At 33.8% G+C, this 22,937-nt stretch carries 25 protein-coding genes and 1 pseudogene; 19 read left to right on the top strand and 7 right to left on the bottom strand.

Annotation, left to right across the window (positions count from 1 at the left end; all coding sequences use genetic code 11):
• Positions 1-14 precede the first annotated feature (14 nt).
• The 8 genes from JFU20_RS27410 to JFU20_RS27445 all read left to right on the top strand — a co-directional run bounded on the left by JFU20_RS27410 (position 15) and on the right by JFU20_RS27445 (position 7,693).
• Positions 15-653, top strand: a complete 639-nt coding sequence (locus JFU20_RS27410; protein ID WP_002013558.1) for a nitroreductase family protein — start codon at positions 15-17, stop codon at positions 651-653.
• Positions 654-698: 45 nt separating this feature from the next.
• Entirely contained in the window at positions 699-992 is a 294-nt protein-coding gene (locus tag JFU20_RS27415) for a putative quinol monooxygenase (RefSeq protein WP_002013557.1), read from the top strand.
• 305 nt (positions 993-1,297) lie between these two features.
• Positions 1,298-1,804 (top strand): DUF3902 family protein, encoded by a 507-nt coding sequence (locus tag JFU20_RS27420; RefSeq protein WP_002013556.1) that lies wholly within the window; start codon positions 1,298-1,300, stop codon positions 1,802-1,804.
• Between the two features lie 452 nt (positions 1,805-2,256).
• On the top strand, positions 2,257-3,423 hold the full coding sequence (locus JFU20_RS27425; RefSeq protein ID WP_002013554.1) for a serine hydrolase domain-containing protein: 1,167 nt from the start codon (positions 2,257-2,259) through the stop codon (positions 3,421-3,423).
• Between the two features lie 366 nt (positions 3,424-3,789).
• Positions 3,790-5,544, top strand: a complete 1,755-nt coding sequence (locus JFU20_RS27430; RefSeq protein WP_201039128.1) for an adenine deaminase — start codon at positions 3,790-3,792, stop codon at positions 5,542-5,544.
• Between the two features lie 113 nt (positions 5,545-5,657).
• A complete protein-coding gene (locus JFU20_RS27435; RefSeq protein WP_002165535.1) occupies positions 5,658-6,179 on the top strand; it encodes a hypothetical protein in 522 nt (173 codons plus the stop codon).
• A 223-nt stretch (positions 6,180-6,402) separates the two neighbouring features.
• On the top strand, positions 6,403-7,482 hold the full coding sequence (locus JFU20_RS27440) for a response regulator aspartate phosphatase (RefSeq protein WP_201039129.1): 1,080 nt from the start codon (positions 6,403-6,405) through the stop codon (positions 7,480-7,482).
• A 1-nt stretch (position 7,483) separates the two neighbouring features.
• The gene (locus tag JFU20_RS27445) at positions 7,484-7,693 is read left to right on the top strand and encodes a hypothetical protein (RefSeq protein ID WP_002084811.1); all 210 of its coding nucleotides are present in this window, start codon (positions 7,484-7,486) and stop codon (positions 7,691-7,693) included.
• Positions 7,694-7,761: 68 nt separating this feature from the next.
• Here the strand turns inward: JFU20_RS27445 and JFU20_RS27450 are convergent, their stop codons facing one another.
• Positions 7,762-9,141, bottom strand: coding sequence for a catalase (locus tag JFU20_RS27450; RefSeq protein WP_002013545.1), 1,380 nt, complete (start codon positions 9,139-9,141; stop codon positions 7,762-7,764).
• A gap of 289 nt (positions 9,142-9,430) precedes the next feature.
• Here JFU20_RS27450 and JFU20_RS27455 point away from each other — a divergent pair, with 289 nt between their 5' ends.
• Positions 9,431-10,648, top strand: a complete 1,218-nt coding sequence (locus tag JFU20_RS27455; RefSeq protein WP_002013544.1) for an aspartate aminotransferase family protein — start codon at positions 9,431-9,433, stop codon at positions 10,646-10,648.
• Positions 10,649-10,951: 303 nt separating this feature from the next.
• Entirely contained in the window at positions 10,952-12,403 is a 1,452-nt protein-coding gene (locus JFU20_RS27460; protein WP_002084815.1) for an MFS transporter, read from the top strand.
• Positions 12,404-12,471: 68 nt separating this feature from the next.
• On the opposite strand, the gene JFU20_RS27465 is transcribed toward JFU20_RS27460, so the two are convergent.
• The 3 genes from JFU20_RS27465 to JFU20_RS27475 are packed head-to-tail and all read right to left on the bottom strand — an operon-like array spanning position 12,472 to position 15,645.
• The gene (locus JFU20_RS27465) at positions 12,472-13,581 is read right to left on the bottom strand and encodes a DUF4018 domain-containing protein (RefSeq protein ID WP_002165537.1); all 1,110 of its coding nucleotides are present in this window, start codon (positions 13,579-13,581) and stop codon (positions 12,472-12,474) included.
• Complete coding sequence (locus tag JFU20_RS27470; RefSeq protein WP_002165538.1) at positions 13,556-14,719, bottom strand: DUF58 domain-containing protein; 1,164 nt, start codon at positions 14,717-14,719, stop codon at positions 13,556-13,558. Before JFU20_RS27470 ends, JFU20_RS27465 begins: the two co-directional genes overlap by 26 nt.
• Positions 14,716-15,645, bottom strand: a complete 930-nt coding sequence (locus tag JFU20_RS27475; RefSeq protein WP_002013539.1) for an AAA family ATPase — start codon at positions 15,643-15,645, stop codon at positions 14,716-14,718. The genes JFU20_RS27470 and JFU20_RS27475 overlap by 4 nt, the downstream gene beginning before the upstream one ends.
• Positions 15,646-15,849: 204 nt before the next feature.
• Between JFU20_RS27475 and JFU20_RS27480 the strand changes: the two genes are divergently transcribed.
• From JFU20_RS27480 to JFU20_RS27490, 3 genes are all read left to right on the top strand, one after another.
• Positions 15,850-16,167 (top strand): PadR family transcriptional regulator, encoded by a 318-nt coding sequence (locus JFU20_RS27480; RefSeq protein ID WP_000991890.1) that lies wholly within the window; start codon positions 15,850-15,852, stop codon positions 16,165-16,167.
• A gap of 7 nt (positions 16,168-16,174) precedes the next feature.
• Entirely contained in the window at positions 16,175-16,711 is a 537-nt protein-coding gene (locus JFU20_RS27485) for a DUF2812 domain-containing protein (RefSeq protein WP_002013538.1), read from the top strand.
• A gap of 444 nt (positions 16,712-17,155) precedes the next feature.
• Positions 17,156-18,265, top strand: coding sequence for a lactonase family protein (locus tag JFU20_RS27490; protein ID WP_002013536.1), 1,110 nt, complete (start codon positions 17,156-17,158; stop codon positions 18,263-18,265).
• Between the two features lie 166 nt (positions 18,266-18,431).
• Here JFU20_RS27490 and JFU20_RS27495 read toward each other — a convergent pair whose 3' ends face one another.
• Entirely contained in the window at positions 18,432-18,680 is a 249-nt protein-coding gene (locus JFU20_RS27495) for a hypothetical protein (protein ID WP_002013535.1), read from the bottom strand.
• A 282-nt stretch (positions 18,681-18,962) separates the two neighbouring features.
• Between JFU20_RS27495 and JFU20_RS27500 the strand changes: the two genes are divergently transcribed.
• The 5 genes and pseudogenes from JFU20_RS27500 to JFU20_RS27515 all read left to right on the top strand — a co-directional run bounded on the left by JFU20_RS27500 (position 18,963) and on the right by JFU20_RS27515 (position 21,025).
• Positions 18,963-19,346 (top strand): VOC family protein, encoded by a 384-nt coding sequence (locus JFU20_RS27500; RefSeq protein ID WP_002013534.1) that lies wholly within the window; start codon positions 18,963-18,965, stop codon positions 19,344-19,346.
• A 15-nt stretch (positions 19,347-19,361) separates the two neighbouring features.
• Positions 19,362-19,904 (top strand): GNAT family N-acetyltransferase, encoded by a 543-nt coding sequence (locus JFU20_RS27505; protein WP_002013533.1) that lies wholly within the window; start codon positions 19,362-19,364, stop codon positions 19,902-19,904.
• Positions 19,904-20,488: a kinase gene (locus JFU20_RS27510; protein ID WP_002013531.1), complete on the top strand. Its 585-nt coding sequence runs from the start codon at positions 19,904-19,906 to the stop codon at positions 20,486-20,488. Before JFU20_RS27505 ends, JFU20_RS27510 begins: the two co-directional genes overlap by 1 nt.
• Positions 20,478-20,603: pseudogene (locus JFU20_RS30880) on the top strand (DUF3887 domain-containing protein); the annotation flags it as partial. The gene JFU20_RS27510 and the pseudogene JFU20_RS30880, both read left to right, overlap by 11 nt.
• 110 nt (positions 20,604-20,713) lie before the next feature.
• A complete protein-coding gene (locus JFU20_RS27515; protein ID WP_033715812.1) occupies positions 20,714-21,025 on the top strand; it encodes a hypothetical protein in 312 nt (103 codons plus the stop codon).
• Between the two features lie 41 nt (positions 21,026-21,066).
• On the opposite strand, the gene JFU20_RS27520 is transcribed toward JFU20_RS27515, so the two are convergent.
• Together JFU20_RS27520 and JFU20_RS27525 are read right to left on the bottom strand one after the other, a co-directional pair.
• Complete coding sequence (locus tag JFU20_RS27520) at positions 21,067-21,282, bottom strand: helix-turn-helix domain-containing protein (protein WP_000974615.1); 216 nt, start codon at positions 21,280-21,282, stop codon at positions 21,067-21,069.
• Positions 21,283-21,292: 10 nt separating this feature from the next.
• On the bottom strand, positions 21,293-21,775 hold the full coding sequence (locus JFU20_RS27525) for a DUF2975 domain-containing protein (RefSeq protein ID WP_002013525.1): 483 nt from the start codon (positions 21,773-21,775) through the stop codon (positions 21,293-21,295).
• Positions 21,776-22,099: 324 nt separating this feature from the next.
• Here JFU20_RS27525 and JFU20_RS27530 point away from each other — a divergent pair, with 324 nt between their 5' ends.
• Positions 22,100-22,888, top strand: a complete 789-nt coding sequence (locus JFU20_RS27530) for a DeoR/GlpR family DNA-binding transcription regulator (protein WP_002013524.1) — start codon at positions 22,100-22,102, stop codon at positions 22,886-22,888.
• Positions 22,889-22,937 lie beyond the last annotated feature (49 nt).

The following is a 22,937-nucleotide window of genomic DNA, read 5'->3' on the forward strand; positions in this document are numbered from 1 at the left end:
GGGAGAATACAACTATGACTAACTCAGTAAAAACAAATGATTTTAACGAAATTTTAACAGGACGCCGTTCAATCCGTAAGTACGATCCTTCAGTGAAAATTAGCAAAGAAGAAATGACTGAAATTCTTACAGAAGCAACACTTGCACCATCTTCAGTAAACATGCAACCATGGAGATTCCTTGTTATTGAAAGTGACGAAGCAAAAGCAACACTGGCTCCACTTGCAAAATTCAATCAATCTCAAGTAGAAACATCTTCAGCGATGATTGCTGTATTTGGTGACTTAAAAAACTTTGATAACGCAGAAGAAATTTACGGTACAGCAGTAGAGCGCGGACTTATGCCAGCTGAAGTAAAAGAAGATCAAATGAAAAAACTTTCAGGTTACTTCTCAATGGTTACACCAGAAGTAATGAAAGATACTGTACTAATTGACGGTGGTCTTGTAGCGATGCAATTTATGTTAGCAGCACGTGCTCACGGCTATGATACTTGCCCAATTGGTGGATTTGAAAAAGACCAAATCGCAGAAGCTTTCGGATTAGACAAAGAGCGTCACGTACCAGTTATGTTAATTTCAATCGGAAAAGCTGCTGACAGTGGTTATCCATCAGTACGTCTTCCAGTTGAAAAAGTTGCTGAGTGGAAGTAATTTTATAAAAAACAGAAATAAGTGAGATATGAGAGGGGAAACACCATGATTATTATTCACGCAATATTTCAAGTAGATCCAGCAAAACAACAATCATTTTTAGAAGAAATTCAGCCATTACTTCATGGTTCAAGAGAAGAAAGTGGAAATGTATCTTACGATTTATATAAAGATACTGAAAAAGAAAGTGTTTATACGATGGTAGAAGTATGGAAAGATGAAACAGCAGTTGCGAATCATAATACGAGTGAACACTTCACATCTTTCGTTAGTAAAGCATCACAGTTTTTAACTGCTCCGCTTGATATAAAGGTTTATAGCGGTGAACTAGTAAAATAATATGGTTATAGAAGATGACTTTGGCGTATGCTGAGGTCATCTTTTTTATTTACTTATATTTAATTGCATGTTAATGTATACTTAATTTTTTAATATCTCTACCAATGGAAAAAGAATATACAAGCTATATGGAACTCTTTGTAGAGTATTGCTTCTTTAATTGTTCATGAGTGTATCTTTGTTTTATTAATATAGAATGAAAAAAGGATACGTTAGAGCTAAACGATTAATGGGTAGCATGTTAATAAAAAATTACATGAGTTTAGTAAAAACTTATAATTTATTTTTAAGGGTGTGAAAATATAATGAAACCGGTATTGAAAAGCATACTTATTTCCTTTGCTTTTTCTGCAGTAGGGATGTGTTGGTTGCTGTTCATGTTATTTAGAGGAGGCGGAGACTGGTTATTGTCTTGGATAGGTGTATTAATGGTATATTTATCTTTATACACTTTAATAGATTTATATTGTAAAAATACATACGAAAAAACATTAAATATAGTGCTTATAAAATCAACAGTTACTACCTTTAGTTTTGGAGTATTAGGAATCATATTTGGTATAATACACGAGCTATTAACACCATGGAGTCTCAGTTTAATGGTTTGGTATTGGCTGCTAATTCTACTTTTATTTTTAACGACCATAATATTATTAGTTATTTTAGTATTTGTAAATCGTAAAGATCAAAATTTCCCCGGGGTATATAGATTACTTATACTTCTAAGTTTACTTCTTACGTTAGGACCAGTATTGTGGCCACTGTTTTTTACTATTATTGGAAATGGTATGAATGCTAGTGCAGGATGGTAAAACTGAATAAAGATTAGTAGTTTAAAGAAGTGAATGAAATAAAAAGTTGATATAGGATTTTAAGTATGTAAGAGAACGTGTTTTGATAAATTGAAAACACGTTCTTTTGTTATTGTTAATATTAATATGAACTCCTTAAATTTATAAGATAATTCGATTGGGAAAAAGATATGTTACTGGAACAAACATATATGTACCTTTGAAACGAACACAATTAATGAATCATCTTAAAAATAATAAAGACGAGGTGAAATGAAAATAAGGGCAGTTAAGTGGCTGTCCTTATTTTATATGCCCTTTTTATTTTCATGCATAGCTCTTTCTCAGTTTATCGTATCAAAATTTGAACGTAAGTATTTCGTAAGGAATGGATAAGAAAAAAGAGAGTTTTATCATATAGGATTAAAGTATAACTTGAATTAATCCGATATTAATAGAGAAGAGGGAGCCTTATGAAAAAATGTAATTCAATTAAGTTAGCAAGTTTAGCAGTTTTATTAGCGGGTACTACTCTATTCACACCAGGTTTTACTGTGAAAGCAGAGTCAGCTCAAAATATTTCTAGTTCGTCAGAAGCACATGATCAAAAGAACCGAAATGGTTGGAAACAAGTAATGCAGGAAACAGTTCAGCTTGGAACCCCAGGAATATTAGCGAAGACGTCTAACAACGGAAAAACTAGTAGTTATACAGCTGGCGTGGCGGATTTAAGTACAAAGAAATCGATAAAATCGGAATATCGATTTCGGATTGGTAGTGTGACGAAGACTTTTACTGCCACGACTGTTCTTCAATTAGTAGGAGAAAATCGCATACAACTTGACGATCCAATTAAAAAGTGGCTACCGGGCCTCATTCAAGGTAATGGGTATGATGGCAATCAAATTACGATACGTCAACTTTTGAATCATACGAGTGGTATAGCTGAATACTTAAAGTCAAAAGACGCTGATATTATGAATTCGAAAAAAACGTATACAGCAGAAGAAATAGTGAAAATAGGACTTTCTCTACCTCCAGATTTTTCACCAGGTAAGGGATGGTTGTATTCAAACACAGGATATGTAATATTGGGAATGCTTATTGAAAAAATAACTGGAAATAGTTATGCGGAAGAAATTGAAAAGCGAATTATTGAGCCTTTGGATCTGTCAAATACGTTTTTACCAGGGAATTCACCCGTAATTCCAGGTAAGAATCATGCCCGAGGGTATATGAAAATTGATGAAACAAGTGAGTTGAAAGATATGACGTATTATAATCCGAGTTTAGCTAATTCAGCTGGAGATATGATTTCTAATGCGGACGATCTAAATAAATTCTTTTCATTTTTACTTGGTGGTAAGTTACTGAAAGAACGCGAGCTAAAAGAAATGCTTACTACAGTTCCTATAGAAGGAAAAGGTGTTGGTGATGGATATGGCCTTGGAATCTATGAGACTAAACTTCCAAACGGTGTTTCAGTTTGGGGTCACGGAGGGGCAATTCCTGGATTTACAACTTTTGTTGGCGGAGTAATGGGAGGCAAACATACATTAGCTGTCAATATTAACTCTTTAGGTGCGATGGATGTTTTTACACAGTTTAATAAAATGATGCAAATTGAATTTAAGAAATAGATGAAAAGAAAGCGAATGGAATACTGCTTTAGTTGTAAATAAAAGAGATGCTTTTTAATTTCGCAAATAAGGACAGTATTAGCATTCATGGTATGGCAGCAATCAAGTATATGTAGAACATAAATACGGATACAAGTGTAATTCAATCTTATAGTCTAGTATAAAAAAGATGTCAGTTGCATGATATCTTTTTTATTTTGGATCAAAGAGATATATTACGAATTTTGAAAATTGTTATTTTTGTAATTATTACATATAATAAAGGGTATAGGGGATATACAGGGGAGTTATGAATGGATAATACTTTAGTTAGTTAATTATTTTTGTTTTAATAAATAAAAGTAAATTGATGTGGAGTGAAATACATTGGGACAAAATCAGTTTAGATGGAGTAACACACAATTACGAGAACATGTTGAAGTAATAGATGGCACAAGAAGCCCGCACATTTTATTCAAGAATGCAACATATTTAAATTCCTATATGCGCGAGTGGGTGCAAGCAAATATTTGGATCTATGATGACCGCATTATATATGTAGGAGAAAAACTACCAGAGCAACTACATGAATGTGAAGTGATTGATTGTGATGGAAAGTATGTAGTTCCTAGTTACATTGAACCGCATGCACATCCATATCAATTGTATAATCCAGAAACTTTAGCGAATTATGCGATGCAATTTGGGACAACAACTTTTATTAATGATAATTTAACTTTATTTTTCACGTTACAACGTGAAGAAGCATTTCGTTTATTAGATGAATTTGAAAAGATTCCGGCAAGTATGTATTGGTGGTGTCGTTTTGATGGACAGACTGAACTACAAAATGGGGAATCTTTATTTAATAGTGAAGAAATAATGGAGTGGCTGAAGCATGAAGATGTTCTTCAGGGCGGCGAGTTAACAGCATGGCCAAAACTATTAAATGGCGATGATGAGATGTTAAATTGGGTACAGGAAACAAAGCGCTTACAGAAAAAAGTAGAAGGTCATTTTCCCGGTGCGTCTGAATCAACGTTAGCGAAGTTAAAGTTACTAGGTACTGATTGCGATCATGAAGCGATGACAGGACAGGAAGCATTAACACGCCTTATGCAAGGTTACACCGTTACTCTTAGAAACTCTTCTATCCGTCCAGATTTAGAAGTTTTACTGAAAGAATTGCTGGAATTAGGTGTCAAGCAATTTGATAGATTCATGTTCACAACAGATGGTTCACATCCGTCATTTTATGAAAACGGAATGACGAATAGGATGATAGAAATCGCGATAAAGCAAGGAATACCAGTAATTGATGCCTATAATATGGCAAGCTATAACATTGCTCGTTATTATAATATGGAGCATTTACACGGCGCGATCGCGACAGGAAGAATTGCAAATATTAATATTTTGGAAAGTAAAGAAAATCCAACTCCAATAAGTGTAATTGCAAAGGGTAAGTGGATGAAGCGTGACGGAATAAACAAAAATGCATCATTACATATGGACTGGAGTAAATTCAAAGTAACTCCATTATCATTAGACTGGTCTTTAAAGAAAGAAGATATGATTTTTTCTGAAACAACAGGTATAAAATTATTAAATGATGTTATTTCAAAACCATATGTAACTGAAATCGACTTAAACGGTGAGGAACTTTCTCTAGATCATGATGAGTGTTTCCTTATGATGATTGCTCGTGATGGTACTTGGCGAGTGAATACAGTTGTAAAAGGCTTTGCAAATAAATTAGGAGGCCTTGTTAGCTCCTATTCCGGTACAGGTGACATCATCCTCATTGGAAAGAGTAAAGAAGATGTGCTTACAGCTTTTCATAGGGTAAAAGAGCTTGGCGGGGGAATGGTAATAGCTGAAAAGAATGAAGTATTACACGAAATAGCATTACCATTGCTCGGGATTATGTCTAATTTAAAAATGAGTGAATTAATACAGGAAGAAAAACAGATGGTGAAATTGCTACAAGAGCGTGGCTACGCGTATGACGATCCGGCATTTACGATTTTATTCTTTTCTGCGACGCACTTGCCTTTTATACGAGTAACGCCTATAGGATTATATGATGTGAAAAGTAGTAAGGTACTTGCTTCGCCGATGAAACTGATAAATCAATATTAAAAGGAAAGGTCCTATAAAAAGTCTATTTTATAGGACCTTTCTCATTCTTAGCATAAGAATATCCTAAGCCTCAAATAATATAGTATCTAAATCATTTGAGGTGATACTTAAATATGAAAAAACTATTGTATGTTTTAAGTGTATTTATTTTGTGCGTATCTATACAGCATGTGGTACATTCTCAGTCAAATGCACCAAGGTTATCTTCAGATTGTCTGGAAGAAAGTAAAATTCGTGATGAAAAGTATGTGAAAAACATTATGAATGACATTATATCTACATTTGATTTAAAGATTGATGAAAATAGTTTTTTGGAAGTTAGTAAAAGAGACCTAGAGGCTGCGCATTTGATGTATGGCGGAAGGGAAAATGATTCTTATTATAATTCGCTAACTAAAGTTTATGATAGTGGTGGATATAGGGGAGAGCCTAGATTATTTGTGAAGGCGCAAGAAGCATTTTTACTTTATAAAGAAATAGACGATACTAATGTAATGAAACGCCTAAACCTTGAAAAAGGGGAATGGATTGTTACCGAAACGAAAAAGAAGCAAGGGAAAATCGTGGAATACAGACCATTACAATGTGAAAAAGATTATCTGAAAAAGAGAAATGAATATCATAATATAAAATGATGTAATGAAAATCTTGAAGGGAATAGTTTTTGTTAATAAATGATAAAAAGCAAGCAATCATATTAGTTTTGTAAATATGGTTGCTTGTCTTTGTTTTAAACAGAATTTCAAAATTCAATTAACTGAATTTTCTGAATAATATTTATCAATTATTATATAAGTCGCTTAGTATTAGGTTGAGATAAAATATAGTTATTATACAAGAAAGAGGGGGAAGAGTGTGATGACAAATACAAATGAGGAAATTAATAGTTTATTAAAGGTATGGTATGAAAATATTATAAGATGTAACATAAACGAAGCATTACAAATAAAAACAGAAATAAATAAAAGAACTAATGAAAATGAACTAAATTTGGATCAAAGATTTTATTTGGAATTATTTAATTTTAGATATCAAGTGCTTACAGATGGGCTTTCAATTAATAAGCGCTCATTTGATCATATCGATTCAATGAATTTACCTGCATCTAATTCTATTCAATTTTATTATCACTTCTTTAAAGGAATACATAGAACGATATTAAGTGACTATAATGATGCGAAAATACATTTTGAACAAGCTGAAGAATTCATAACGAGTGATTTAAATGAATTAGAGAAAGCTGAGTTTATGTATAGACAAGGGACATACTTGTATCAAACTTACCAACCTCTACTTGCGATCGAGAAAGTAACTGAGGCCAAAGATATATTGTTAAAACATAATGAATATAATGTACTTGTTGCGTTGTGTGAAAACGTTTATGGGTTATCCTGTATAGATTTAAGGCAATATAATTTAGCAGAAGAAAGTTTCGATGCTGCTATTGATATTTTGCGAAGAGAGTCTCAAGAAGAATTATTACTACGTGTTCGAAGCAATATAGGTTGGTTATATGAAAATCAAAATCTATTATCATCTGCAATTCGTCATTTGTCAGAAGTAAACAGTAAAATAGCTAATCATGTACGTGCACTTTTTTCAGAGGCTGAAGCACACTTTAAGTTGGGAGAAACTCTGCGTGCAGAAGAGCTTATTAATCGCGGAATAAATGTCAGTAAGGAAATTGATAATAAAGAATACCTCCATAGATTTTTAATCCTTGAACAAATGAATAAATTATCAAATACAAATGAACTAGAGAAGGTTGTAATTGAAGGTATTCAATATTTTGAACAGAATAATCTATTAGATGCTGTTTATGAATATACTGAAAAACTTGCAATAAGATTTCATGAAGAAAATAATTATCGAAAAGCTAGTGAATATTTTTATAAAAGTACAGTGTCACAAAAAAATCAATGGAAAAAGGGGCATTAAAATGATAAAAAAAGTCAAAATGTTTTTAATGGGCATTGTATTTATTGGAACAGTCGCTTTTGGTGGGTCCCAATTTATTCAATATGCAAATCGAGGAGATACACCTGCACCAGCAAGAGACTTTATTCAATATGCAAATCGAGGAGATACACCTGCACCAGTAATTCCGACATACACAAAATCTTCACATGATAGCCTGAATTTATCATAAAAATTACAAATAAGTTCGCCATAAAAAAACGTCATTTTCATCATTAAAAATGACGTTTTTTTTAATTCTTAAAACCTTTGCATCGTACTCTCAATCCTCTTTGCCAAATCATCTGACACTTCATGGAAATACCCCATAACTGCCTTTCTTATATCATCGGAGATAACTTTCAAATCACTAGCTAAGTTTTCGGCAAGATGTTCTTTTTCTATCGGTTGTAACTTCGCATAAAATTCACCAGGCTGCCCAAAGTCATCTTGCTTAGTTATAGAAGCTCTTTCAAGTTTTCCTTCAACGTATCTTCCGTCACCGCTAGTTGCTTGGTTAGCAGGTATCCAATTTTGCTGTTGGTTGATCGCTATTTTACGAAATTCAGGTCCAATTCTTCTTCTTTGAGAATCACTATAAATGTTAGCACGACCTTGTAGCATTTTATCATCTGATAGTTCTGCACCGTCTAGTAAATTAGAAGGGGAGAAAGCGACTTTTTCTACTTGTTCTTTATAGTTTTCAGGATTTTTATTTAATACCATTTTTCCTACTGGTATAAGAGGATACTCCTTTTCATCCCATACTTTTGTATCATCTAAAGGGTCATAAGAAAGGTGTGTTTCATCTTTAGGATCCATGAGCTGGACATATAAACCATATTCCACTGCTTTACCAGCCTCAATTGCATCGTATAAATCTTTCCCGCTATAATCAGGGTTTTCGGCAGCTAGTTTATTTGCTTCCTCACTAGTAATGAATTGCACACCTTCAAATGGATACCAATGATACTTTACGTACTTTCGATAACCTTGAGCATTTCTCCAAACATATGTATTTACACTATGTCCTGGAATGTGGCGAAGACTTTTTGCCGTACCAGCATCAGAGTATAAACGGACAACAAAGTGAATGGATTCGGGTGCTCTAGCGACAAAACTCCAAAATCTATCAGGGTCTATTAAGTTATTTTTAGGTGAAGGCAACAACGCAGTAATAGTTTCAGGGAAACGCATCGGATCACGAACAGAAAAGACAGGAAGGTGATTACATAAAAGATCAAATACGCCTTCTTTTGTATAAAATTTTGTAGCAAAACCGCGTACATTTCTAGCAGTATCAGGTGTTCCTTTCGTACTAACCGCTAATGAAAATCGCACCATAACAGGAATTTTCTCATTAGAATTTTGTAAAAAGCTTAGTTTTGTATGTTCAGACATCGGATATATCGTTTGAAAATAACCGAATGCACCAAATCCTTTTGCATGAACAGGTCTTTCTAAAATTTTTTCATGGATAAATTCTTGTAACGCCTCGTGCAGTACATTATCTTGCTTTAAAATAGGTCCACGTGAACCAACTGTTTGAGAGTGAAGTATAGCTGGTTCAGTAAGTTCTCGATTGCTATTAAAGTATTCTCCTAATAAAGACTCCTTCTGTTTATCATGTTTTTCATTCATCGACATAGCCCCCAAAATTTTTTCGTTGATTGTTACTAAATATGATTCTTTAGCCTCAATTATGTATTACATACGAAGTTCAAATTTATAACAGACCGCTAGATGAAAAAAACGTGTATGTAGTGGACCTGTTGAAATAGAAGAAATTATGAAAAAATGAATATCGGAAAGAGAAATAACACGTTTTAGAAAACCACAATTAAAATTTCAATCTTAAAAATGAATTTATACATGACTTTATAGAGAATTAACATAAATAAACAGGGAAAATAACTAGGAGGAATTTAAAATGTCGGATTGGTTTCAATTGGATAAAGAATATATGATGCCTACGTATTGTCGTACGAAGGTTGCAATAGAAAGAGGAGAAGGGTGCAAGCTTTATGATGTGGATGGTAAAGAGTATGTAGACTTATTTTCTGGTGTCGGAGTAAACGTATTAGGGTATAATCACCCGAAAATTGTGCAAACGACAATGGAACAAGTTACGAAATCGCTGCATCTACCGTTTCATTTTTTAAACCCAGTCGCGATTGAGTATGCAAAGAACTTAGTTGATTGCTCTTTAAAAAACGGAAAGGTCTTTTTTACAAACTCAGGTACGGAAGCGACAGAAACAACGTTGAAATTAATTGATAAGTATAGAGCTAATACGCATGAGGAACGTGAAGGAATCGTAGTGCTGAAGAATAGTTTCCACGGGCGTACGTTAGGAGCACTTCATTTTACGAGACAAGAAAGTGTATATCAAAATTTCCCTAAAACATCGATTCCTGTATATGAAGTAGAGCGCGAGAATATAGAGCAATTAGAAGAAACAATTGTTAAAGAAAATCCAATTGCGATTATGCTAGAGCCTGTATTAGGTAGCGGGGGGATATACCCTTTATCGGGTGAATATTTACATGGTGTTCAAAACTTATGTAATAAATATAATGTCATTCTTATCGTTGATGAAGTTCAAAGTGGTATGGGGAGAACTGGTAAACTATTTGCTTATCAAAATTTCAATATTACACCGGATATTATTCAAATTGGTAAGGGAGCAGGAGGCGGGATACCGCTTGGCGGAATTATTGTAGGTGAAAAGTTATGTGATGTATTTGCACCAGGAGATCACGGCACAACGTTTGCTCATTCTTCAATGGGAACGGCTTTAGGGTTAACGGTTTTAAATACATTGATTGACGATGGTTTAATGCAAGAAGCGTATGAAACATCACACTATCTAAATGATAAATTGCAAGAAATTCAGAAAGAAAATTCTTATTATATTCAGGAAGTACGTCATGCTGGAATGATGTTTGGAATTAGTTTGAATGATAAGAATGAAAATGTTAAGAAATTACAGGTGGAGCTAATGGAGAAAGGAATGTTAGTTGATGTTACACAAGGGAACATCATCCGTTTACTTCCTCCATATATAATTACTAAAGAAGAAATTGATGCATTTATTTATGAGTTTATCTCCTGTATTCATAGCTTATCAGCTATAGCGAGTGTTTAAAAAACTTTATAAAAAAGCACCTTATTTTTAATTCAAATAGGAAGAAAATAGGGGTGAAAAAAATAAATTTACGTATTAAAATAAAAAGCTGAAAAAGGTACGCGTATAGCGCCTTCTTCAGCTTTTTAAAATAGTAAATTACTTAATCTAGGAAGCATCTCGTTGGACAAATAATTAATTATGTGAAACAATAATAACAGATAAGGAGACGTTGCTTTTCCTTAAGTGCTTCGTATTGAATTTATTCTAGTAAGAGAAGGTGTGCTTAAAGAAGTTAAATTAAATAAGGGGCTGTTTTACTATATGCAACAAAATAATGATTTGAATTTTGAACCTCAAGACGTTAATATTGTCAATCCTAAACAAGCCAGGAAAGCAGTTATTGCTACTGGTATAGGGAATGCAATGGAGTGGTTTGACTTTGGATTATACGCGTATTTAGCGGTAATATTAAGTCAACTATTCTTCTCAGGTGTGGATAATAGTGGTTTGCAACTTGTACTTACATTTGGTACATTTGCAGCGGCCTTTCTCGTTCGACCAATCGGAGGTATTTTCTTTGGTAGAATAGGAGATAAGTATGGCCGAAAGATTGTTTTAAGTACAACTATTATTTTAATGGCACTTTCTACATTATTCATCGCATTACTACCAACCTATGAACAAATTGGTGTATGGGCACCAATACTACTTTTAATTGCTCGAATGATTCAAGGCTTCTCTACAGGCGGCGAATATTCAGGAGCAATGGTTTATATCGCAGAATCTTCTCCAGATAAAAAGCGTGGTATACTCGGTAGTGGTCTTGAAATTGGAACACTCTCAGGTTACATTGCTGCCTCGGTAATTGTTACCATTTTAACGTTATTATTAACAGATGAGCAAATGCTCAGCTGGGGATGGCGTATTCCTTTCTTAATTGCTGCACCAATTGGTTTGGTCGGTTTATATTTACGACGTCATTTAGATGAATCTCCAATCTTTCAAGAGATGGAAAAAGCACAAGAGGAATCTGAAGACAACGAACAATTTTCATTTATGGATATATTAAAATATCACAAAAAAGACTTCTTATTAAGCACAGTAATTGTTGCCTTCTTTAACATTACAAACTATATGATCCTTTCGTATATTCCTTCTTATTTAACACAAGTACTAAAAGTCAAAGAAACAACGGGCTTATTAATTATTTCAATTACGATGGCACTTATGATTCCACTGGCACTTTATTTCGGTAAATTAAGTGATAAAGTAGGTAATAAACGCGTAGTACAAATTGGCTTACTTGGTTTAGCATTATGTTCAATTCCAGCATTTTTATTAATTGGTAACGGACATATTGTAGCCATGTTTGCGGGTATTTTCATTTTAGGTTTCTTCCTTAGTGTATATGAAGGAACATTGCCTTCGTTATTACCAGCACTCTTTTTCACCGATGTACGTTATCGTGCGCTTTCTATCTCCTTTAATATTTCTGTATCTATATTCGGTGGTACAACGCCGCTTGTATGTTCATACTTAGTTCATGCTACTGGTAATCCACTGGCACCAGCATTTTATTTAACTGGTGTAAGTGTAATTGGATTAATTGTGTTTAGTGTACTGTTTGTCACAACATCAGGACGTGCACTAAAAGGTTCTTACCCTACTGTAGAATCGAAAAAAGAAGCACATCAAATTGCTAAAGAGGATCCTGAAGAAACACTTTGGTGGCATGAAGAATCTTTAGAAATTGAAGCAGGAAAAAAAGCATAATTTGTGAAAAGCAACGTGGACTTTTACACAAAAAGACTCCTAGTTTAATAGGAGTCTTTTTGTATACATCATTTTCTCTTCTTCTTCAAACTCTTCTGATACGCATAAAGCTTATGAACCTCTTCCTTAAATTCATGCAGAAGTACAGTGTTTTCACCATTTGAATAACGCACTACATTATACGCGTCTATAATAATATGACTCTGAATATTTACCTCTTCTTCAAGATTTATTCTTTCTAACCAAGCTTCAACAGTTTCTCCTCGTTCACGATTTAAAGGAGGGGATAGTTTACTCTCAAGTTTGAAAATTTCTTTCCGAATTTCGTTATTTGGTGGTTTATTTCGTTTGAACCGTTTTTGGCTAATGCCTTCTTTATCAGTAATGATTGTAGATTCAAAGACAGGCATATTTGGTAAACTTAAATGTTTTCGTTTTTTTACTATTTTCCAAACGACGTAAATAGCGATGGCTGTACAGGCTATTATTGTAATGCTATTAATGAGAGTTGGATCAAAAGGACGCTGCCCCAATTCCTCTTTAATTTGAGGATCTTTTAAATTTCCTTTATTCGACCAAAAGTCGTCTGTATCTTTTAATGCAGCTGCAGAGAACAATGGATTTAAAGCATAACCAAATCCTAAGGCAACTACTTGTATGATATAAGAAAAAAGAAGCCGAATATAAGGAAATACCGGAATAAGTAAAGCGCTAATTATTCCAATCGTAATAATAGAAGTGAAACGTAATAGCTGTTGATTACGATTGGAACCTGTTAACCAAAATGTAATCATAATGTGTAAAGTTAATAGTAACAATTTCCACAATGGCGGAAAGGGGGCATAAAATATAGCTGAAACGACAAACCATACAATACCGCCTAACGATTTTTGTACTGGATATCCCGGTCCAACAGAGTGTACGATAAAGAAAAACAGTGGTAATAATATTGTGCCAAAAAGAGAAAAAGGTAAAAATAAAGAAAAACCGACTATTTGAATAACTAACAGTAGTACAAAACCTGTTGTTTTTTTATTCATAAATTTATGAATAAGAAATATTCCTACATAACCGGTCACTAAAAATATAGCAATACCAACTAGTTCGTCCCTTTCTGTTAATAACGAAAGGAGGAGGAGCAGAATAAAGTCATTAACGTGATAGAGCCAAGTTTTCAAGCTTTTCCACCATCCCTTCATTATTAATGAGGAACGCAGGCTGAGATAGAAGAGGGAGCTCCTTTTTCTGTAAACCAATGTATATCATTGTAGATGAGCGTTCCCTTTTTCTCGTTACATAGTGAAGAAATCCTTGTTTCGGAAGTAGCGTACTATCATCTGAAATACGTGCTAATTCTTCTAACGCTTTGGCGTAATGTGTTTGTCCTTCGTTTAATGGTAAAAGCAAAGGGCCACCTTCTGCTAAAACGCTAATAAATAACTCAAACGGAATTTGATGCTTCGTTGCGTATTGGCAAATGTATGTTGTAAAAGAAATAAGGTCTTCTACATTCTCTTTCCAACCAAACCCACGATCAGCAGCTAAAGAAAGACAAATTGTCCAACTATAATTTTTTACAGGTTCATATTGCTTCGCTTGTAACGCCTGCATTTTAGCAGATGCTTTCCAATGAATAGAGCGGAAAGATTCACGTTCATATCGTTTAACACCGATAATGGATGTTTCATCATTGTAAAAAGAGAAATTCGTTCGATACGAACCTGTTAATAGTTGCTGAAGTTCTTGTAAACCGGCTACCTCTTTAGGAGAAGGGTACACAATAATTTCAGCCTTTAACTTATCGAAAACAGGTAAATGTACAGTTAAAAGATGAAAAGGATCTTTTAAAACACATTCGAACTGTTCAATTTGAAACACACCACGCTTCGTTGCGGTTAATGTTAAATCCCATTTTTGTGCTGAATGAGCAGGTTGTGAAAATGGGAAAGAAAATAACGTTTTCGATATTTGTTCAATCCCTTGATCCTTATGCGGTATAAGAGATGAATTTAAATGAAAATAACAAACGCCGTTAACGAGTGGTATATTTGCACCATTTTTTAAATGAATAAAAAACTGTCCAGATTCATCAGGGAAAAGCCGAGTTGTTTGTTTTTCATTTATAACTTGAAATCTTTTCTCTATGTAAGCGACATATTTATAAATGAAAATCGCAAATAAATAGTAGAAGAAAAAGAGAAACATAATAATTCGTTGCGGCAGAAAAAACGTAAATAGTATAGCGCCTGGCACAGTTAATTGAATAATGTGGATTTGAAAAAATAAAGGTACAGTTACAACGCGCTGTCCATTCATGCTTGTTCAATCTCCACAGGTACGTCAACTTCTTTTAAAATCCTTTGCATGATTTCATTTTTTGTCGTGCGTAAGGCACCTTCCATCGATAAGACGATACGGTGATTCCAAACGGAAGGAATTAAAAATTGTATATCTTCAGGTATACAATATTCTCTGCCGCGTAAAAAGACTAGTGCTTGAACGGCACGTACTAAAGCTAATGTAGCACGTGGGCTTACACCGTTAGCAATGTAATCATGATTTCTTGTAGCGTGAGCAAGTTTAATAATATAGTGTTCTAACGGTTCTGATACGAAAATTTCTTTCACTTGTTTCTGCGCTTCTAAAATGTCCTCTAGAGAAATGACAGATATGACGCTTTCTAACGGTGCATTGTTGCGAAAACGTCGCATCATTTTTAATTCATCTTCAGGAGACGGATAACCAATTGAAATCGTCATTAAAAAGCGATCAAGTTGTGCATCTGGAAGCGGGAAAGTTCCTTGTGATTCAATCGGGTTTTGCGTCGCAATAACAAAGAATGGTTTCGGAAGAGGAGTAGACTGCTTTTCAAGAGTTACTTGTCGTTCTTCCATCGCTTCTAACAAACTAGATTGTGTTCTCGGCATCGCGCGGTTAATTTCATCTGCAAGTAGTATATTTGTCATGACTGGTCCAAGTCTTAACTCGAATTCACTCGTTTTTGGATTGAAGTATTCAATACCTGTTACATCACTCGGAAGTACATCAGGGGTAAATTGAACGCGAGAAAAATTACCACCAATGCTTTTAGAAATTGTTTTTGCTAGTAATGTTTTCCCGGTGCCAGGAACGTCTTCAAGCAGTACATGTCCATCAGCAAGTAATGAAACGAGGAGTAAATCAATTACATTTTCCTTACCGACAAAAACAGATCCTATGTTTTCTTTTAATTTATTTATCATATGTATCATTCCTTTCAAAATAAAAGTGGATATTTCTATATTTTAACAAATTATTCAGAAAATTGGTATGATTTTTTAATCCGAAGAAATAGATATTTAATTTTAATATTACACTTGCATATTTTGGAATATGATTATAAAATATCGTTATACGATGTATCGCTAGTCGATATATCATGAAGCGATGTATCGGAGGTAGTTATAATGAATGCGAAAGCGCAAAAATATATTCCATTAACTGAGGCGACATATTACATATTATTGTCACTAGTGAAGCCAATGCATGGTTATGGAATTATGCAAATGGTAGAAGAGATGACAAATGGGGAAGTCAAGCTCGGTCCTGGTACTTTATACGGAAATACGACGAAGTTATTGAAAGAAAAGTTAATTGTTGAAGTAGCATCTACTGACAGAAAGAAGTGCTACGAGTTAACACCGTTTGGGAGAGAAGTGTTGGAACTAGAGTACAACAGATTACAGCGTTCGGTTAAAAACGGGAATAGTATTTTAGGGGAGTGAATGGAAGATGGAGACAAAGAAGATATTCAAACCTTTCGCGGTATGGAGCGTAGAAAAAGAAGAAGCTTTTTTACGGAATATGCACCAACAAGGCTGGGCATTACAAAAATATAATATAATGTATACGTTTAAGAAAACGGAGCCGAAAGATGTAGTATATAAAGCGGATTTTAGATTGGATTATAAAGATTCAAAAGAAAAACAAAAAGAATATATTGATATATATGAAATGTGTGGATGGAAACATGTAACGAGTTTTGCAAAATGGAATTATTTTTGTAAAGAAGTAGAAGAAGAAAATGAGTTACCTGACATTTACTCAGAAAAAGAGACGAAGGTACAAAAAATGAAGGAATTACTACAATTTTTTGCATTTATTTCAATAACTATATTACCCTCAATGTATAACGCATTTTTAAGTTCAACAGAATCAAGAGTGCCAATTTGGGCGAAAGTTATGCTGGGGTTTGTTGGTTGTATGTATATGTATCTCTTTATAAGGCTCTCTTGGAAAATTAAGAAATTGAAAAGCGAAATATTATAATAAAGAGTGGATTTTTAAAGAAGATGATTTCGTAGATATTATACGGGAATCATCTTCTTTCATTTTTATGTAATTTTATTTTGTTCATTCTTTTTTACACAATAAGAACTATATACTTAAGGTGTAGAGCTATGAGAGAAGTAACAAATTCCCCGCAATAACATAAATGACGATGTAGCTGTTAAGTAACAATAAAGTCATTTGAAACATAATAAAGTAGTTTTAATAACACTAGTTATGATATTAAATAATTGGACCAGATTGTTGAGTACCGTTTTTGATAATAATTTAGATTTATGTTAATAACATCACAGAAGTTATTAAGGTTTTCACTTAAAGAAATTACAAGGTGAATAGCATTTGTTGTTAAACCAATTTACATTTTCTTGCGAATTTAAATGGCAAAAGGGCCATATAAAATTATGAAGGGAGGAGAGTCATAAAATGCAGAGAATGAACAATTATTTTCGTGCTCGTGCGAGTATGGTATACATGATGACTAATAATGAAGTAATGAATCACATTGTTGCTTTTCATATGGATACGAATGGAATGCTCACCTTTGTGGGTTCTTACCGAACTTACGGAAGAGGTACTGGTATAAAGGAAGTTTCTACAGAAACGGCAAACGATGGTATAGATCCTCTAGCATCACAAGGTTCTCTGACTTTGTCCCGTGATGGTCGTTTCCTATTTGCAGTTAACGCAGGCAGTCATAGTATCAGTAGTTTTATCATAGCAGATAACGGGGTGCCAACTTTCGTGGATGTAAAGCCATCAGGAGGTGCTCAGCCCAATAGCATTGGTGTGTATGATAATCTTCTCTATGTCTCCAATGTAGGTAATGCTGCAAACAATTTTGCATCAAATATTACTGGATTTCACATAGATGATAAGGGAAACCTTACACCTATTCCACGATCCACTCATGCTCTCAGTACCTTTAATGCTCAGCCCGCACAAGTTCTCTTCACCCCGGATGGTAGTAAAATTGTTGTCTCCGAGCTTACATCAAACCATCTCAGTGTCTTCCATGTAAATAAAGATGGTACGGTTACAGGACCAATTGTTAATGATTCTTACGGTAAAGGCCCATTGGGTGCTTACTTTCTATCGTCCGGAATTCTCTTAGTTACAGAAGCAGTTTCAAATGCGTTGTCATCTTATTCATTGAGCAATGATGGTACTCTTCATGTAATCAGCGGCTCTGTACAAAACGGATATAAAACTGCCTGTTGGGTTATAACAACGAAGGATGAACGTTTTGCCTACACTACGAACACTTTAAGTGGCACCATCTCCACCTACCAAATCGCCCCCAATGGAGTACTGTCAGTAGTAAGGCATATTACTAGTACACCGCCGGGGACAGCACCGGGTCTTCCGATGGATGTTGGAGTGAGTAAAGATGGACGACATTTTTACACCCTTAATGGAAATCAGGGCACAGTGTCAGTATTTAATATTCAAAGTGATGGTAGTCTAGTAAGGTTGCAGGTTGTTGCTTCATCAAATTTTCCTTACTTTGGGTCGCAAGGCTTAGCTGTTCTTTGATTCTATTGGGCCGCTATATTTGTGTGGAAAAGAAAAATATATGACGGTGTATGAATAGTAGACATGTAGATGAATTAGGAACCTTTGATTAAACAGCAATTGTCCACCTTGCTTACGTAAAACGGAAAAACCCCCTATAGAAAATTGATAGGGGGTAGGGAAATGTTTAAGAGAAAGACTGATTTTGCGCAGGTTTTATAAATTGTTCTGGGTTTTCAACAAGCCCACATACAGCACATTGGACGCGGTAAGTAGGTCCTTGATAAGCCATATGAAAAGCGTTCATCGTTTCATTCGTGTATTCTTCTTCTACATGACCAGTTTGCGGATTTAATTTTACTGGTTTTACTTGTTGCTCGAGAATATTAAAGCGAGTTCGGTTCGTTTTACAACTTGGACAAAGCATTGGTTCCATATGTATACACCTCCATTTGTAGCATTTCTTAAGCGGTATGATTTTATGCAAGTAAAAAAACTTTCTCAACATAAATAGGTATTTATTATATTTAAAATTCAGAAAAAATAAAATATAATAAATGTAAGAACTGGTTATGTCCAAACCAAATCTCCTGTTTTATGCCAATAAGCTGGGGGGCCGAGAAATCGGCCTCATTTTTTTGTGCTCATCTCAATAAGGTACAAGGTTTTTAAAAACATTTGTCGAATTTTTAGAGGTGAAGGTTAAGGGGGAATAATTATGAACTTAAAAATGAAATACATTATTTTATATGTGGAAAAGTTTGAGCAATGTCTTCAGTTTTATAAAGAAATTTTAAGATTGCCAATAAGAGCAGAGCACGGTACATATATTGAATTTGAAACAGGAGCAACAATTTTAGCGATGAATACACGAGAGGATGTTAAGGAGTTAACGGGACTACCTCTTACAGAAGGTGTACTACAATCTTCTCATTTTGAGTTAGGGTTTGTTGTAGAAGATGTAAAGGGAACGATTGAGAAATTAAAAGAACAAGGGGTTAAAGTTCTAGTTGAGCCAATCGTAAAACCGTGGGGACAAACAATTGCTTACATTGCCGATCCAGACGGTAATTATATTGAAATTTGTAGTTCATTAGAATAGAAGGAGAAAAAGAGGATGGGGTTTCCAAAATTAGAAACAGAACGTTTACTATTAAGAGAACTTACACTATTAGATGCAGAAGCGATGTTCCATTATTTTTCAAAAGAATCCGTTATTCGTTATTTCGGAATGGACTCTTTCGAAAATATTGAGCAAGCGAAAACGACTATTCAAACGTTTAGAAAGCGTAATGAAGAGGGAAGTGTATTTCGCTGGGGAATAGAGAAGAAAGGCACGGATCAATTAATTGGTACGTGTGGGTTTCATTTAATTAACAATCATCATAAACGAGCTGAAATTGGTTATGAGCTAGATGATACATATTGGGGACAAGGATACGCAACCGAAGCACTGCAAGCAATGCTAGCTTATGGATTTGAAACGTTGCAATTTATAAGAATTGCAGCTGTCGTATATATAGAAAATGAAGCTTCCCGTAATTTATTAAAAAAAGCCGGATTTCAAGAAGAAGGATTACTTCGAAAATATATGATTCAAAATGATGTTGCTCATGACACGGTCGTTTATTCATTATTAAAAGAAGATTGGCAAAAGTAATGAGCACAAATGAAATAATGAAAGTGATTAAGGAACAAAAGGATGAGCGATTTATACTAGGTATAGACGGACTAAGTCGTTCGGGTAAAACAACGTTGGTTAAAAAATTAGAAGAAAATATGAAACGAAATGGAATCCCGTTTCATATTTTTCATATTGATGATCACATAACCGAGCGTAACAAGCGATATAATACTGGATTTGCAGAATGGTATGAGTACTACAACCTTCAATGGGATATCGATTGCTTGCTGCGAAACCTTTTTCAAAAGTTACAAAGCGATATTAAATTAGAATTACCTTTTTATGATGATGAAACAGACTCGTGTGAAATGAAAGAAATACAGCTTCCTTTAGTAGGTGTAATAATAGTAGAAGGAGTGTTTCTACAGCGAAAAGAATGGAGAGATTTCTTTCATTATATGGTGTATTTGGATTGTTCAAGAGAGACAAGGTTTCTACGTGAAAGTCCAGAAACGCAGAAGAACCTTTCAAAATTTCAAAGTAGGTATTGGAAAGCTGAGGGGTATTATTTGGAAAAGGAATCGCCGAGGAAAAGGGCGGATTTAGTAGTTACAAAATGAAGCTAAGTATAAAGAAGTGCATGAAAAATTTGATAGTAAGATGAAAACCGCATTATCAGAGGAGAAAATGAAAGACCTTACTCCTGTAATTGAAAAAGCTGGTTTATATATTAAATAAAAAACAGATACAGTGGAAGTTTCCACTGTATCTGTTTTTTTGCTTTAACCAAATTATGGTTATTCATACTAATATGAACACATAGCTATATAAAAGGGGTGGGTATTATGAAAACCGAAATAGTTCCCAAAAAGAAGTACAGTATAATAAGATATATATCTTTACTCATCGGAATTATGTGTTTTTTATTCGTTTTTATAACTCCGACGAGAATAGCGAATGCGGGAAATATAGTTGGAGATTATGTAACGATTGCTCTTACAGGTGTAGGTATTATACTTTCAATAATCACAATGACGAAAAAAACAGAGAAGAAGGGGATAGCTATTATTTCATTAATACTGTCCTCATCATTTTTTATATTTTGGATTATCGCGATTATCTTATTGTTTACTGGTCAAATAAATTTTGCGCCGTAATGAGCAATAAAAAGAGTCCTTCATACAAGAAGGACTCTTTTTTATTCGGTATCTTCAGGTTGATATTCTAAAATATCCCCAGGTTGGCATTCTAATGCTTTACAAATAGCATCTAAAGTTGTAATTCTAATTGCTTTTGCTTTTCCATTTTTTAATATAGAAAGGTTAGCCATTGTAATTCCAACCTTCTCCGAAAGCTCTGTTACACTCATTTTTCTTTTAGCTAACATTACATCAATATTAATTATTATTGCCATGTTATTCACCTCAGACCGTTAAATCATTTTCTGATTTTATATCTATCGCATCTTTTAAAAGTCTTTGGAGAACGGCAGCAAAGACTGCGATAACCATTGAAGCAAAGATTAGGAGCATGCCAAGTATAATAATACCTGGTGCGTCATCTCTCTCTGCTACAAGATAGAAGAGTGGCATACCTACCACATATAAAATACTGATTGTTACTGCACAGTTTTTTATCTTTTTTAAAGCTCTAACAGATAATTTCGAGAAAGCGTTACCCTTGTCAATGAAGCTTACAAGTTTAAAAGCTTGATACAGAGCAAAATAAAAAGGTAGCACCGTTGCATATAGATTGATTAAAACAAGATATTTTATAAATGCAATATCCGGGAACAATTCCGCTGCATATTTCCCTATGTTAGGAACTAAAAATATACATAAAGCAAGAACAGGGATTCCAATCAGAATAATAGCTGTCTTTAAAAAGAGTGTTGATCCTTGTTTCATATAAAGCACCTCATTTAAATATTATCTATTTAATCTAACATGAAATTTATCGTTTAACAATAAACTTTTATTTATTTTAATCTTGTTTTTATTGTTAAGTAAATTTAAATTTTAGATGAAAATAAAAAGTACTACTCTTTATAAAAAAGTATGGTGAATATAACAAGGTGATATATATCATTGTTCCTTTGACGAAATATAGTAAAGATAATCGTTCCTTCTTTCTGTAAATGATGTTATGTTAAAAGTAACGATTCAGTCTTTCTTATAATAAGAGTTTTTAGAAAATCAATATTTTTCGTAATTTGAAGAGGTGTTAATGAAATGAAATCGTACACGCAATTTGAACGAAGAAAACACATACTAGATGAGTTAGAAAAGTACAACCGAGTTATGGTGAATGATTTAGCGAAGATATTAAATGTTACAACAGAAACGATACGAAGAGATTTAGATATGTTGCACAAGGAAGGGCAGCTTACGAAAATACATGGTGGTGCAATTAAGAAAAAAGATCAAACACTAGAATTTCATTTTGATAAACGTCGAGCTGAGAATATTGAAGAAAAACGAAAAATTGCAATGGAAGCAAGTAAACTCGTAGAAGATAATGATATTATCGCAATTGAAATTGGGACAACCACAATGCAAATTTTAGATTACATATACGATAAAAAGAATTTAACAATTTTAACAAACTCGATACCAGCTGTCAATAAAATTATTGAGCTGAAAGACCAATATGATTCCTTTGATTGCAGGTTAATAGTCATAGGGGGAATATTGAATACGAATTCCTTAGCATTGTCTGGAGAAATGACGCTAAACTATCTGGATCATTTCACTGTTAATAAATTATTTGCTTCTTGTGATGGTATTTCATTAGAAAAAGAACTGACATGTTCGTATATTGAAGATGCACAAATATATAAGCAGTTAAAGAATAATGCAAAACAAGTTGTAATGATGGCTGATGAGTCAAAGTTTAATTTAACAAAGTTTTATAAAAGCGGGAGTTTTAGTGATATTGATGCGTTATATACGAATGCAAAACTTGATGAATCATGGCAAAATGTGCTAACAAGTAATGGGGTTGAAGTAATAACAGTATAGAAAAACTAAAAGAAGACTATTTCTTAGTAAGTTGAGAAATAGTCTTCTT

Source organism: Bacillus sp. TH30 (genome assembly GCF_016650875.1).
Classification (GTDB): Bacteria; Bacillota; Bacilli; order Bacillales; family Bacillaceae_G; genus Bacillus_A; species Bacillus_A mycoides.

Coding starts and splice junctions, on each gene's coding strand:
- JFU20_RS27420 (WP_002013556.1), top strand. CDS start 1,298: ATGAAACCGGTATTGAAAAGCATACTTATTTCCTTTGCTTTTTCTGCA.
- JFU20_RS27510 (WP_002013531.1), top strand. CDS start 19,904: ATGAGCACAAATGAAATAATGAAAGTGATTAAGGAACAAAAGGATGAG.
- JFU20_RS27445 (WP_002084811.1), top strand. CDS start 7,484: ATGATAAAAAAAGTCAAAATGTTTTTAATGGGCATTGTATTTATTGGA.
- JFU20_RS27525 (WP_002013525.1), bottom strand. CDS start 21,775: ATGAAACAAGGATCAACACTCTTTTTAAAGACAGCTATTATTCTGATT.
- JFU20_RS27470 (WP_002165538.1), bottom strand. CDS start 14,719: ATGAATGGACAGCGCGTTGTAACTGTACCTTTATTTTTTCAAATCCAC.
- JFU20_RS27440 (WP_201039129.1), top strand. CDS start 6,403: ATGACAAATACAAATGAGGAAATTAATAGTTTATTAAAGGTATGGTAT.
- JFU20_RS27460 (WP_002084815.1), top strand. CDS start 10,952: ATGCAACAAAATAATGATTTGAATTTTGAACCTCAAGACGTTAATATT.
- JFU20_RS27415 (WP_002013557.1), top strand. CDS start 699: ATGATTATTATTCACGCAATATTTCAAGTAGATCCAGCAAAACAACAA.
- JFU20_RS27450 (WP_002013545.1), bottom strand. CDS start 9,141: ATGAATGAAAAACATGATAAACAGAAGGAGTCTTTATTAGGAGAATAC.
- JFU20_RS27475 (WP_002013539.1), bottom strand. CDS start 15,645: ATGATAAATAAATTAAAAGAAAACATAGGATCTGTTTTTGTCGGTAAG.
- JFU20_RS27500 (WP_002013534.1), top strand. CDS start 18,963: ATGAACTTAAAAATGAAATACATTATTTTATATGTGGAAAAGTTTGAG.
- JFU20_RS27485 (WP_002013538.1), top strand. CDS start 16,175: ATGGAGACAAAGAAGATATTCAAACCTTTCGCGGTATGGAGCGTAGAA.
- JFU20_RS27435 (WP_002165535.1), top strand. CDS start 5,658: ATGAAAAAACTATTGTATGTTTTAAGTGTATTTATTTTGTGCGTATCT.
- JFU20_RS27515 (WP_033715812.1), top strand. CDS start 20,714: ATGAAAACCGAAATAGTTCCCAAAAAGAAGTACAGTATAATAAGATAT.
- JFU20_RS27505 (WP_002013533.1), top strand. CDS start 19,362: ATGGGGTTTCCAAAATTAGAAACAGAACGTTTACTATTAAGAGAACTT.
- JFU20_RS27455 (WP_002013544.1), top strand. CDS start 9,431: ATGTCGGATTGGTTTCAATTGGATAAAGAATATATGATGCCTACGTAT.
- JFU20_RS27425 (WP_002013554.1), top strand. CDS start 2,257: ATGAAAAAATGTAATTCAATTAAGTTAGCAAGTTTAGCAGTTTTATTA.
- JFU20_RS27480 (WP_000991890.1), top strand. CDS start 15,850: ATGAATGCGAAAGCGCAAAAATATATTCCATTAACTGAGGCGACATAT.
- JFU20_RS27490 (WP_002013536.1), top strand. CDS start 17,156: ATGCAGAGAATGAACAATTATTTTCGTGCTCGTGCGAGTATGGTATAC.
- JFU20_RS27410 (WP_002013558.1), top strand. CDS start 15: ATGACTAACTCAGTAAAAACAAATGATTTTAACGAAATTTTAACAGGA.
- JFU20_RS27495 (WP_002013535.1), bottom strand. CDS start 18,680: ATGGAACCAATGCTTTGTCCAAGTTGTAAAACGAACCGAACTCGCTTT.
- JFU20_RS27530 (WP_002013524.1), top strand. CDS start 22,100: ATGAAATCGTACACGCAATTTGAACGAAGAAAACACATACTAGATGAG.
- JFU20_RS27520 (WP_000974615.1), bottom strand. CDS start 21,282: ATGGCAATAATAATTAATATTGATGTAATGTTAGCTAAAAGAAAAATG.